The sequence below is a fragment of the Bifidobacterium pongonis genome (assembly GCF_019331805.1).
Taxonomy (GTDB): Bacteria; Actinomycetota; Actinomycetes; order Actinomycetales; family Bifidobacteriaceae; genus Bifidobacterium; species Bifidobacterium pongonis.
On the sequence record NZ_JAHBBE010000025.1, the window covers coordinates 25694 to 37378 of the forward strand.

General features: G+C 63.9%; 10 protein-coding genes, 1 pseudogene and 1 riboswitch. Of the genes and pseudogenes, 6 read left to right on the top strand and 5 right to left on the bottom strand.

What is annotated here, in order from left to right:
- Positions 1-95: 95 nt before the first annotated feature.
- Positions 96-242: riboswitch (TPP riboswitch) on the top strand.
- Both tenA and KIH75_RS07075 read left to right on the top strand, forming a co-directional pair.
- Positions 243-1010 (top strand): thiaminase II, encoded by a 768-nt coding sequence (gene tenA / locus KIH75_RS07070; RefSeq protein ID WP_420829187.1) that lies wholly within the window; start codon positions 243-245, stop codon positions 1008-1010.
- An 86-nt stretch (positions 1011-1096) separates the two neighbouring features.
- Complete coding sequence (locus KIH75_RS07075) at positions 1097-1714, top strand: pyridoxamine 5'-phosphate oxidase family protein (RefSeq protein ID WP_219056057.1); 618 nt, start codon at positions 1097-1099, stop codon at positions 1712-1714.
- 710 nt (positions 1715-2424) lie between these two features.
- On the opposite strand, the gene KIH75_RS07080 is transcribed toward KIH75_RS07075, so the two are convergent.
- From KIH75_RS07080 to thrC, 4 genes are all read right to left on the bottom strand, one after another.
- Positions 2425-3006 carry a GNAT family N-acetyltransferase gene (locus KIH75_RS07080; RefSeq protein ID WP_219056058.1) on the bottom strand — a complete coding sequence of 194 codons (582 nt, stop codon included), beginning with the start codon at positions 3004-3006 and terminating at the stop codon, positions 2425-2427.
- 100 nt (positions 3007-3106) lie between these two features.
- Complete coding sequence (locus tag KIH75_RS07085; protein WP_219056066.1) at positions 3107-3274, bottom strand: hypothetical protein; 168 nt, start codon at positions 3272-3274, stop codon at positions 3107-3109.
- Between the two features lie 85 nt (positions 3275-3359).
- A complete protein-coding gene (locus tag KIH75_RS07090; protein WP_420829188.1) occupies positions 3360-4598 on the bottom strand; it encodes an MFS transporter in 1239 nt (412 codons plus the stop codon).
- Positions 4599-5193: 595 nt separating this feature from the next.
- Entirely contained in the window at positions 5194-6684 is a 1491-nt protein-coding gene (thrC, locus tag KIH75_RS07095) for a threonine synthase (RefSeq protein WP_219056064.1), read from the bottom strand.
- A gap of 299 nt (positions 6685-6983) precedes the next feature.
- On the opposite strand from thrC, the gene KIH75_RS07100 reads away from it, so the two are divergent.
- From KIH75_RS07100 to nadD, 3 genes are all read left to right on the top strand, one after another.
- Positions 6984-8273 carry a glutamate-5-semialdehyde dehydrogenase gene (locus tag KIH75_RS07100; protein ID WP_219056060.1) on the top strand — a complete coding sequence of 430 codons (1290 nt, stop codon included), beginning with the start codon at positions 6984-6986 and terminating at the stop codon, positions 8271-8273.
- A gap of 95 nt (positions 8274-8368) precedes the next feature.
- Positions 8369-8914, top strand: coding sequence for a phosphoribosylglycinamide synthetase (locus KIH75_RS07105; RefSeq protein ID WP_219056065.1), 546 nt, complete (start codon positions 8369-8371; stop codon positions 8912-8914).
- Complete coding sequence (nadD, locus tag KIH75_RS07110; RefSeq protein ID WP_219056061.1) at positions 8911-9621, top strand: nicotinate-nucleotide adenylyltransferase; 711 nt, start codon at positions 8911-8913, stop codon at positions 9619-9621. The genes KIH75_RS07105 and nadD overlap by 4 nt, the downstream gene beginning before the upstream one ends.
- Before the next feature lie 111 nt (positions 9622-9732).
- Here nadD and KIH75_RS07115 read toward each other — a convergent pair whose 3' ends face one another.
- Positions 9733-11508: a glycoside hydrolase family 3 N-terminal domain-containing protein gene (locus KIH75_RS07115; RefSeq protein ID WP_219056062.1), complete on the bottom strand. Its 1776-nt coding sequence runs from the start codon at positions 11506-11508 to the stop codon at positions 9733-9735.
- Positions 11509-11552: 44 nt separating this feature from the next.
- Between KIH75_RS07115 and KIH75_RS10375 the strand changes: the two are divergent.
- A pseudogene (locus KIH75_RS10375) lies at positions 11553-11685 on the top strand (nicotinate-nucleotide adenylyltransferase); the annotation flags it as partial.

Sequence of the window (11685 nt, forward strand, 5' to 3'; positions counted from 1 at the left end):
CGGTGCGCGGCGTGAAGTGGCGGCAGAGACGGCATTCCGGTCCACCATACGGCTGCCGCCGCCCGTCGGTCGGCGCATGTTGCCATAATGAGGCGCTGTAATTGCAGGGGAACCTGTCCACGCCGCCACACGCCGCACACGCGCGACGTGCCGGCACCAACGGACGGGTTGAGAAAGGCGCACGCCTGACCCTTAGAACCTGATGGTTAATACCAGCGTAGGGAGGCAAGTCCATGGCAAACATGGCTTCTGACATCACGAACAATCCGTCCGACTCCGCATTCGACCCCGCCAAAGGCATCCGGCTCGACAATCTTCCGCCATTCGCCCGCAGGCTGCGCGCCGCCGCCGACACGGTCTGGGAGGACGGCTACAACCAGCCGTTCCTGCGCGAACTCGGCCAAGGCACGCTCAAGCAGGAACGCTTCGCCTTCTACCTGCTGCAGGACTACCGTTACCTCGCCGACTACGCCAAAGTGCACGCGCTGGCGCTCACCAAGACCGACGATCCCGAAGTCATGCGCTTCATGGTCGACGTGCAGAACGCCATCTTCAACGTGGAATCCTCCGTACACCGCAAGTACATGGCCGGATTTGGCGTGAGCGAAGAGGAAATGAACGACGTGCGCCAGTCCGCGTTCGCGCGCGCCTACACGTCCAACATCCTCGCGATCGCATACGGCGGCGACCTGCTCGACATCCTCGTGGCGGTGCTGCCGTGCGCATGGGTGTACGCCGACTACGGGCAGAGACTCGCCAAGGAATTCGCCGACACGCTCAGCACCAACCCGTTCCGCAGCTGGGTCGACATGTATAAGACCGAGGAATTCTGGCAAAGCTCCGTGTGGCTGATCGAGCATATCGAACGCATGACGCAGGGCCTGAGCGAAGAGCGCCTGCGCAAGCTCGAGGAGATCTTCTGCAACGGCGTGCAGAACGAATACATGTTCTGGGCGAGCGCCTACGATATGCAGTATTCCTGGAAACCCCAGTGGGACGAGCAGCGCTGAGCCCGTATTCGGCTTGATTCGGCTTTGATTCGGTTTGGTTCGGCTTGGCACCCGTTCCATGCCAAGCCGAACCGAAGGGACGCGAGATGACGGATATGCGGGACACGCCGACCAGGCGCAATCATGAACGGACCGTGGCGGGCGAGCATCGCAGGATGCGCCGCGCCGACAGGGAAGTGACGGACGCCAGCGCCATCGCGGGCATCGTCGCGGCCTGCCGCATCGTGCGCGTGGCATACGTCGACGCCGAAGGGCTGACCATCGTGCCGATGAATTTCGGGTACGAATTCGAGAACGACGGCATGCTCAACCTGTATCTGCATTCCGCATCCGCCGGGCGCAAACTCGACGCCATCCGCGCCGCGGGCAACGCGCTTGCGGTGGCGGTCGACATGGAAACGGACTGCGAGGCCATCGAAGGCCGGACACCCTGCAATTGGAGCGAGGCGTTCAAATCGGTTGTCGGCAACGGCACGGCGAGCATCGTGACCGATTTGGACGAGGCGCGCCACGGACTGCAACTGCTGATGGCGCAGCAAGCAGGCATGAAGGATATCGAATTCACCGACCGCCAGGTGGCCAGCGTGACCGTGTGGAAGATCAGGGTCGAACGCCTCACCGCCAAAATCCACGCCGCTCCCGCCGCGCACCACGCTCCCGGTGCGCACCACGCTCCCGGTGCGTCCACCCCTCACCACACCTGAGCATCTTCCCCTCCCGTTTTCAGACAAAATCCGGCCTATTCTGTCCGATTTCGGTAGAGGGGAGGGGGATTCGGGTTTCGGCTTGGTTCCCGGATGTCTGGACATTGTTACCGTTTTCAGACAAAATCCGGCCTATTCTGTCTGATTTCGGTAGCTGGTGTGCCGGTTCCGCGGGTATACGGGCCGCTCCCGCAGGAGCTATGTGGCTCCTCCCGTTTTCAGACAGATTCCGGCCTATTCTGTCTGATTTCGGTAGCTGGTGTGCCGGTTCTATGCGTGCCGCTCCCGCAGAATCCGTGTGTCCCCTCTACCGTTTTCAGACAAAATCCGGCTTATTCTGTCCGATTTCGGTAGCTAGTGTGCCGGTTTCGCGGGGACGCGTGCCAGTTCCGCAGGAGCGTGGCATGTCTCCTCTACCGTTTTCGGACAGATTTCGGCTTATTCTGTCTGATTTCGGTAGGGGAGGATTCGGGTTCCGGTCTGGTTCCGTGGGGTATGGTGTGGTGTTGCTACCGTTTTCGGACAGATTCCGGCTGATTTTGTCTGATTTCGGTAGGGGAGGATTCGGGTTCCGGTCTGGTTTTGTGGGTATGTATGCCTGTTCTGCAGGAGCGTGGCATGTCTCCTCTACCATTTTCGGACAGGATTGGGCTGATTTTGTCTGATTCCGGTGACGGGGAGTACGAAGAAGAGGGGAGGAACGGAGCGGCTTAGAAGCGCAGGCGCATTTGGTGCCAGACTACGTCGCCGTGGGTTGATTCGGACACGCCTTCGTCCACGTAGCCGAAACGAGCGTAAAAGCCGATAAGCCGATCCTTGCAGGTCAGCACGAGCCCGGAGCACCCGGAAACACGCGCATCGTCGATCACATGCCGCATCAGCATGCTCGCATAGCCATGATGCTGGTAGGCGGGCGCGGTATCCACACCGAAGATCATCTGCCAGGCGCCTCCCGGATTGTGCAACTTGGCGTCATCGTACATGTCATCGGTCAGATCGGGGGAGTCGGTAGCGAATCCGTTGATGAACGCGACCAAACGCCCGTCATGAACGGCGGCGGATGCGTTAGCACGCTTGCCACCGTCAACCGCGCCATGAGCGGTACCGGCCGCAGCTACAGCCAGTGCCGTAGCGTCGGCTTCGTCATCGACCAGCAGCCAGAAGCAGTCCGGATACACCGCGAGCCGATCGCGCAACGCGTCGGCGCTCGCGGCCTCGGCGGCGGGGAAGCATGTGGCTTCAACCGCGGCGATGGCCGGCAAATCGGCCATGGTGGCATGTCGGATCAGCATAGTGCGCTCCTTGTCTGACTGAACTCTCCGCTCGACCCCTGCTCGACCCCTGTCTGAGCCCTGATTGAATACCGGCTCATTCGCCGCGCTCCGCCCACGGTCAGCCGCGCTTGGAACCCTGCCTGCTGATGCCGCCCTTATGGCCGGTCGCCTTGAACGGCATCGCCGACCCGACCCGCCCGCGAACCTGCTGTGGGACCCCGCCGAACCCGTTACGCTGCCTGATCTTGTCCATCATCGCCTGATTCGGCGTGCTTTTCTTTGCCATGGGAAACGATGCTAGTCGCCGTTCCGGAGCCGCGCCCGCAGCCGTCCGATGCGCAGAACCGCGCCCGCCCGCCAGCCACCAACGGTCACCTGCGCCCGCCATGAATCACATGCGCGAACCCCAGGTAAATCACCCACGCGACCGGCACCACCACGGCGAACACCGGGTAGAACCACGCGATCGGCAGATGTCCATAGACCGCGCCCGCCAGCACCGGCCCCAATGCCATGCCCAGATCGATGCCCATGTAGTAGGTGCTGTTCGCCAGCCCGCTGCGCTCGCGCCCCGCGATCACCACGGCCTGCGCCTGCGTCACCGAGCTCAGCAGTCCGTAGCTGCCGGCCATGCCGATGCCCGCGATCAGCAGATACCAGTCGTTCGTCATGCACCCCAGGGCGGCCAGCGAACCCAGCATGGCGATGGAGCATACGATCAGCCAAAAGCGGAAGCCCTTGCTGTCGAACAGGTCCTTCAACGTGAGTCGCAGAATGAGCAGCGCCACCGCATAGCAGACGAAGAACAGGTCGGACGACACCGCAAGATGCCGCGCGCCAATGTAGTCGACGAGGAACGACTGGTTCGCGAAGTAGGGGATGGCGAACATCATGAACACGGCGGTCAGCGGGATTGCGCGCGGTTCGACCAGATTCCGCAGGCGCAGCCGATGCCGCATATGCGTGCCGATTGGCGTGGCGCTGCCGGTCCCGTCGGTTCCGCAGGTTCCGTCGGTCCCGCTGGTCCTGCCGGTCCCGTCGGTTCCGTCGCCAGCCTCAGTGCCGGCTCCGGCGTTCCTTCTCGCCGGGTCGCCGCCGTTGCGCACCAGCAGCACGACGATCAGCGTGCACACGTTCATCACCAGCGACGCCACGAAGGTCAGGTGGTAGCCGACCAGTTGGTGCAGGCGGATGCCGAGCGCCGGTCCGACCGCGATGGCCAGCGCGTTCACGATGCCGTACAGTCCCATGCCCGCGCCCATATGCCGGATCGGCAGCAGCAGCGACACCCATGTCGCCAGACACACCGAACCGCAGGCGAAACCGAGGCCGTTGACTACACGCGCCGCGATGAGCATGCCGGTGGAGCCGGCGAGACAGTACATGATGCCGGCCGCGATATACAGCAACGTGCCGGCCGTCACGAGCAGCCGTTTGCTCACCAGGTCCGACAGGTTGCCCGCAATGGGGCGGCAGAACAGCGAAACGAAGCTCATCACACCGGCGACGACGCCCATCAGTATGCCGGTGGCGCCGAGGGATTCCCCGTACCCGGCCACGATCGGCGTGACGGTCATATTGCTGGACATGAAGAAGAAGGTCGCGAGCATGACCAGCGCCACGTCGCGCGTGATGAGCCGGTCCTTCGGGGCCTTGCCCGTGGTTTCCGTGGTTCCCTTGGTTCCCGTGTTTTCGCCGTTTCCGCTATTTCCGCCGTTCCTGCCGATCGTGCCGTTCTTCGATTCGTTCATGCCTTTCGCCTCCGGGTTCCGTATAGTAGCGGACGAAAACGGCGGAATGCATCGCGGATATTACGAAAGACCGATGCTGGCCGTGGTTGGTGCGTTGGTCGGTCGGGGCACCGTGAGTGCCTAGTGGGATGCGCAGTGGGTGCACGATGAGGTGCATGACGGGCGTTCAGCAAGCGCCGCAATCACTGAAACCGCCGTAATCACCACAACCACCGCAAAAAGGGCATCCGCCCGGCTGCGGACGGTCCAAACCGTCACCGCACCGGGCGGATGCCCTTTCGTTCGACGTAAGCGAAATTCAGCGAGAGCGAAATTCGGCGTAAGCGAACCCGCTACCCGAGAGCGAACCCGCTACCCGAGAGCGAACCCGCTACCCGAGAGCGAACCCGCTACCCGAGAGCGAACCCGCTACCCGAGAGCGAACCCGCTACCCGAGAGCGAACCCGCTACCCGTTCACAGCGCCTTGGCCGCGCCCTCCACGAAGCCAGACATGCCGTCAACCTCCACCACGTTGTTGAAGCGCACGTCGGCGTTCTCCAGCCCACGCAGCGCGGCGGGGGCGGTGGTGCCGGTCGCCTCGGCGAGCACGTCCATGCATTCGAAGTCGGTGCCGGTGGCGTCGAGGCCCAGGGACTCGTTCACCACGCGCGGGAACTTGTACGGGCTTGCGGTGGCGAGCAGCACGCGCGGGGTCAGCGGGTCGCGCGGCATCTGCTGCATGACGAAGTAGCCGCACGCGGTGTGCGGGTCGATCACGTAATGGTTCTTGTTCCAGCAGTCGGCGATCATCTCGCGCACCTGGTTCTCGTCGGCCCAGCCGGTGCCGAAGATCTGGCGGATCTTGGCGAGCAGGGTGCTCGGGACCTCGTACGCGCCCCACTGCTTGAGATCGTTCATGAGCATGGAGATGAGTCGCGCGTCCTTGTCGGACAGGTAGTACAGCATGCGTTCCAGGTTCGAGGAGACCAGGATGTCCATCGACGGGCTGATGGTCTGGAAGAACGGGCGCTGACGGTTGTAGGTGCCGGTGGTCAGGAAGTCGAACAGCACGTTGTTCTTGTCGGAGGCGACGACCAGGTGCTTGACGGGCAAGCCGAGCAGCTTGGCGTAGTAACCGGCGAGGATATCGCCGAAGTTGCCGGTCGGTACGACGAATTCGACTTCGTCGCCCACGTTGATGACCTGCTGTTCGAGCAGCTGCGCGTAGGCGGAGAAGTAGTAGACGACCTGCGGCACCAGGCGGCCCACGTTGATGGAGTTCGCGGAGGACAGCACCACATGCGCGTCGCCCGCGAGGCGTTCGGCGAGTTCCTTGTCGCCGAAGATGCGCTTCACGGCGGACTGGGCGTCGTCGAAGTTGCCCTTGACCGCGCACACGTTCACGTTGGAACCGGACTGCGTGGTCATCTGCAGTTCCTGCACCTGGCTGACCTTGCCTTCCGGGTAGAAGACGGTGATGCCGGTGCCGGCCGCGTCCGCGAAGCCGGCGAGGGCGGCCTTGCCGGTGTCGCCGGAGGTGGCGGTGACGATCATGATCTTCTCGTTCGGATCGCCGTCGGCGGGCGTGGTGCGCGCCATGAAGCGGGGGAGGATCTGGAGCGCGACGTCCTTGAACGCGGAGGTCGGGCCGTTGAAGAGTTCCATGACGAAGTCGTCGCCGAGCGGCTTGACCGGGGTGATCTTCTCGTCGAGCCACTGGTCGCCGTAGGCTTCGGCGATGCACTGCGCGAGTTCCTCATCGGTGAAGTCGGGCAGCAGTGCGCCGAGCACGCGCTGGGCGATGGCCTGGTAGGACATGCCGGCGAGGTCGTCGATCGCGACCTTGGTTTCGCCAAGCTGATCGGAGACGAACAGACCGCCGTCGTCGGCGAGTCCGAGGCGGATGGCCTGCTTGGAAGTGAGTGAATCGGTGGTGCTTCGCGTGGAATGGAACGTGGTCACAATAATCCTTACGGTTAAGAATCTTTGACGTTGAGGTTCAACAGGCGTTAGTTTACCGGCAACCGTAGGCAGTGGGCGGGCGGTGTCCATTTCCACGGGGTGCGTTTCCGGCTCTTCCGCGCCGGTATCCTTACCCGTTGCGCCATCCGTTGCGCCATCCGTTGCGCCATCCGTTGCGCCGCCAGCTGCATCGCCAGTCGCACCGCCCGTCCCGCACGCCTCCCGGCTCCATCCCCGTGCATCACCCCGTGGTTTTGAAGCGCCCGCGTCTTTTGCGGGCGGTATGGGGTAGGCTGGGGCGCATGGAATTCCAAGAGATTTTCGAGCGGGTGTGCGCGCGTGCCGACGACGCGGCCAAGGCGCAGTCCGTTCTCGCCCGCGCCACCACCGATACGAAGAACGCGCTGCTGCTCGCCATCGCGGACGCGCTCGACGCCAATGCCGGCGTCATCGCCGAAGCCAATGCGGCCGATATGCGCGAATCGCGTGACGGCGGCATGGACGAAGGCAAGCTTGACAGATTGAAGTTCGACGAGGAGCGCGTGCACGCCGCCGCCGGTGGCGTGCGTCATGTCGCGTCCCTGCCCGATCCGGTCGGCGAGATCGTGCGCGGCTATGCGCTGCCCAACGGCATGCGCCTGACGCAGACGCGCGTGCCGATCGGCGTCATCGGCATGATCTACGAGGCGCGTCCGAACGTCACCGTGGACGTGGCGAGCCTGTGCCTGAAGTCGGGTAATGCGGCCATGTTGCGTGGCGGTCATGCCGCCGAACGCACGAACGCGGCCACGCTCGGCGTCATCGGCGAGGCCTTGCGCGCGCACGGGTTCGACGGCGCGCTCGTGCAGTCCGTCGACGATTTCGGGCGCGACGGCGCGACGGCCATGATGCAGGCGCGCGGCCATGTCGACCTGCTCGTGCCCCGCGGCGGTCGCGGCCTGATTCAGGCGGTCGTCGCCAATTCGAAGGTTCCGGTCATCGAAACCGGCGCGGGCAACGTGCACATTTACATGGATCGCGCGGGCGACCCGGCCAAGGCCATCCCGATCATCATCAACGCCAAGACGCAGCGTATCGGCGTGTGCAACGCCGCCGAAAAGCTGATCGTGCACGCCGACGTCGCGGGCGAATTCCTGCCGGTCGCGGCCAAGGCGCTGATGGATGCCGGCGTGGAATTGCACGCGGACGAGCGCGCCTACGCGATCATCGACGGTATGCCCGAACATGATCCGCAGCTGCTCGTGCACGCCACCGACGAGGATTGGGACACCGAATACCTTGCCCTGACCATGGGCGTCAAGGTCGTGGATTCGCTCGACGAGGCGATCGACCATATCAACAGGCATTCCACGGGCCATACCGAATCGATCATCTCCGAGGATTACGCGGCCATCGAGGAGTTCACCGGCCGCATCGACTCCGCGGTCGTGATGGTGAACGCCTCCACGCGGTTCACCGACGGCGGCGTGTTCGGCTTCGGCGCCGAACTCGGCATCTCCACGCAGAAGATGCATGCGAGAGGCCCGATGGGACTCACCGAGATGACCACCACGAAATGGATCGGATACGGACAAGGACAGGTGCGCGCATGAGTGACGTGAATGCGAAGAACGGTGCCGATGCCGGCGGGAACGGCGAGCGGGAGGGCGTGAAGTTCGGCGTCGCGGCCGGACTGCCGAACGACGGCATGAGCACGCCGATCGAGGAACTGCGCCCCGACATGAACTTCAACAATCCCAGGTGCGTCATGCAGATCGCCTCGGAGCGTCTGAGCATCGTCCGCTACGTGTTCCTGGTGCAGATCGAGGACGGCATCGCCACCGCGCCGCAGCGCGCCTCGCTCGAATACGCCGACGCGGTGCTTATCGGCTGGCCCGAGGAGGACGGCGAAGGCGTGGTCGATGTGGACGACGAACAGTTCGAGACGGTGCGCCGCCACATGGAGCTCATGGAGGATTACATCGCCAAGTTCACCGCGTTCGAACGCGATGGCGACGTGGACGGCATGACCGACACGTTGATCCGCATCACCGAGCATGTGGCCGAGGTGCGCCGCCTGTACCAGCCTGACTTCCCGCTGCCCACGTTCGCGGAGATCCGCCGTGTGGTGCAGGACGAGTGGGATGAGGATATGGGCAAGATCGATCCGAAGGACGACAGCCCGACCGCCGAGGAGATCGAACGTGAGCGCGATGATCAGGATCGTGAGGCGCAGCAGGGGGAGCGTGCATGACGGCGGCACCTGACGAGCGTCGCATGTCCGATTTGTCGGATGGTCCGGTCGCCGGCAAGCCTGCGGCTTCCGTGATCACGTCGGGTAATGCGTGGCGTTCCGCTCGTGGCAATTGGCATGTGCATCCGCGTATCGGGATCATGGGCGGTACGTTCGATCCGATTCATAACGGGCATTTGGTAGCCGCGTCGGAGGTGGCGTGGGTGTATGACCTCGATGAGGTGGTGTTCGTGCCGACGGGCCGGCCGGTGTTCAAGCTGGATAAGCATGTGACGAATGCCGAGGACCGGTATCTGATGACGGTGATCGCCACGGCGTCGAATCCGAAGTTCACGGTGTCGCGTGTGGATATCGATCGTCCGGGAATCACGTACACGATCGATACGTTGCGTGATTTGCGTGCGCAGCATCCGGATGCGGAGTTGTTCTTCATTACCGGCGCGGATGCTGTGGCGGAGATCATGCAGTGGAAGGATGCCGATCGCATGTGGGAGCTGGCTCATTTCGTGGCCGTCACGCGTCCGGGGTATTCCTCGCCTGAGGGTGTGAAGCTGCCGGAGGGCAAGGTGGATACGTTGGAGATTCCGGCTTTGGCGATCAGTTCGACGGATGTGCGTCGTCGTGCGCGGTCGGGTGAGCCGGTGTGGTATTTGGTGCCGGATGGTGTGGTGCAGTACATCAGCAAGCATGGCTTGTACCGCGGGTAGCGGTTGCGCTGCGGGTAGTGTTCCCCGGTTGTGAATCGTTGACGGCCGGTCGCCTGTGATGGGCGGCCGGCCGTCTGTCGTATGTGTCGTATTGGTCGTCCGGCAGCGCGTTCAGTTGGCGAGCCCCATCTGGTATTTGAGCGTGAGGACGCGTTCGGCGCTGCGCGTCACCTTGGCCGCGAACGCCTCGTCGGAGGCGGCTTTGGCGTTCAGACCGTCGAGGATCGGCGTGACGTAGTCGGGTGCGCCGATGCAGGCGAGGTCGCCACCGGCTTCGACCAGTCGCACGCCCAGTTCGCTCGGCTGGAAGCCGCCCAATGCGGCCGCGGAGAGCGAGTCGGACGTCACCACGCCCTGGTAGCCCTGCTTGGCGCGCAGGTAGCCGTCGATGATCGTCGGGGAGAACGCGGCCGGGGTGCTCGGGTCGATGGCTTGGTAAGTGGCGAGCGCCATCATCACCATGGCCGGTTGCGTGTTGGAGATGACAGTGCCGAAGGCGTTGATGACGTCGCCGTCGAGCGTGGTGGTGGTGTCGAGGATGCCGTCGGTGGTGAAGTCGGTGTTGCCGGTTACGGAGCCGAGGCCGGGGTAGTGTTTGATGGAGGTTTGCACGCCGGCGTCGCGCATGCCTTGTATGAAGGCGTTGGCGTGTGCGGCGTTGCCTGCGGCGTCGAGGCCGAAGTCGCGGTCCAGTGCGCCGATGGGGGAGTTCGATGCGCGGGCGACGGTGACGGTGTCGGTTACGGGGGCGAGGTCGACGTTGATGCCGGCTTGGGCGAGTTGGGCGCCCCATTCGGCTGCGGATTGGCGGAGTTGGTCCGTGCCCATCTGGCCTTGTTGGGTGGCGCTGGGCATGGTGGAGAATCCGGTTCCTTTGAGGTGTTGTACCTGGCCGCCTTCCTGGTCGGTGGTCATGAGGAGCTTGTTGTTGTCGGGGGCGTACGATTGCAGCGCGTCGGTGGCTTGGCGTACGTCCGCGGTGCCGTTGTTCCAGTTGCCGATGATGAGGACGGAGCCGACGTGCCTGTTGCGGATCGCGTCTTCGAGGCTTGTGGGGTCGGTGCCTGCGGAGAGCGGGGCCATGACGAGTTGGCCGACGCGTTCCTCCATGCTCATCGCGGCGACGGCGCGGCGTGCCCGGGCGGCGGGCGTCGTGTCTGGGGTCGGGGCCGTGGTTTTGGTCAGATCGCCGGGGAGGGAGGTTGCGGGGCTTGCGCCTGAAGCGGGGGCGTTTCCGGAACCGTTGGTGTTCCGTATGTTCATCCACAGCACGCCCAGTCCCGCCAACGTGGCGATCATCGCGATGACGGCGATGACGGCGGTGGCGCGCAGTATGCGCTCCCTCCTGCGGCTGCGTGCGGTGGAGATGATGGTCATGGGTGCTCCTGCCCTTCGTTCCTTCTCCTTCGAGGATACCCACGAGGCGGATACCCGTGAGGGGCGCGCGCGGATGGCGAGCCATGCGGCCACGAAGCCCACGATGGCGGTCACCAGCGCGTACGCGGCCCACAGGCCGACCTTCACGCCGAGCTGCGTCCACACGACCGACTGGAAGCCGAGCTGGCCGTACCACATGAGGTCGGTGACGAACTGCGAAAGGCCGAAGAACAGGCCCACGATGATGGCGAGCGCGAGGGCCACGCCGATGAGGATCTTCGTTCCGCGGCCGGTCGACTGCGCCGGTTTGCGCGTGATGCGCGGAGCGCCGGGCCTGCCCGCGCCCGGGCGGTTGGTTTTGGGAGGGTTGGACGCGCCAGCATTGGCGTCGTCGCCATCCGTTTCGATGTTGACGACGATCGGGTCGTCGTCAGGGTTCTTGCGGCCACGGTTCGGATTACGCGGATCGAAATCCGGGTCGAACATGCCGAACATATCAAAGAAAGACATGCCACCAAGAGTACAGATAGGTGCCGAGTGCGACCGTTGTTCGCTGGGGACTGGCTCATTTCGTGGCCGTCACGCGTCCGGGGTATTCCTCGCCTGAGGGTGTGAAGCTGCCGGAGGGCAAGGTGGATACGTTGGAGATTCCGGCTTTGGCGATCAGTTCGACGGATGTGCGTCGTC

Excerpts from the sequence above, each read along its gene's own strand:
- tenA (WP_420829187.1), top strand. The coding sequence starts at position 243 with ATGGCTTCTGACATCACGAACAATCCGTCCGACTCCGCATTCGACCCC.
- KIH75_RS07075 (WP_219056057.1), top strand. The coding sequence starts at position 1,097 with ATGACGGATATGCGGGACACGCCGACCAGGCGCAATCATGAACGGACC.
- KIH75_RS07080 (WP_219056058.1), bottom strand. The coding sequence starts at position 3,006 with ATGCTGATCCGACATGCCACCATGGCCGATTTGCCGGCCATCGCCGCG.
- KIH75_RS07085 (WP_219056066.1), bottom strand. The coding sequence starts at position 3,274 with ATGGCAAAGAAAAGCACGCCGAATCAGGCGATGATGGACAAGATCAGG.
- KIH75_RS07090 (WP_420829188.1), bottom strand. The coding sequence starts at position 4,598 with ATGCTCGCGACCTTCTTCTTCATGTCCAGCAATATGACCGTCACGCCG.
- KIH75_RS07100 (WP_219056060.1), top strand. The coding sequence starts at position 6,984 with ATGGAATTCCAAGAGATTTTCGAGCGGGTGTGCGCGCGTGCCGACGAC.
- KIH75_RS07105 (WP_219056065.1), top strand. The coding sequence starts at position 8,369 with ATGAGCACGCCGATCGAGGAACTGCGCCCCGACATGAACTTCAACAAT.
- nadD (WP_219056061.1), top strand. The coding sequence starts at position 8,911 with ATGACGGCGGCACCTGACGAGCGTCGCATGTCCGATTTGTCGGATGGT.
- KIH75_RS07115 (WP_219056062.1), bottom strand. The coding sequence starts at position 11,508 with ATGTCTTTCTTTGATATGTTCGGCATGTTCGACCCGGATTTCGATCCG.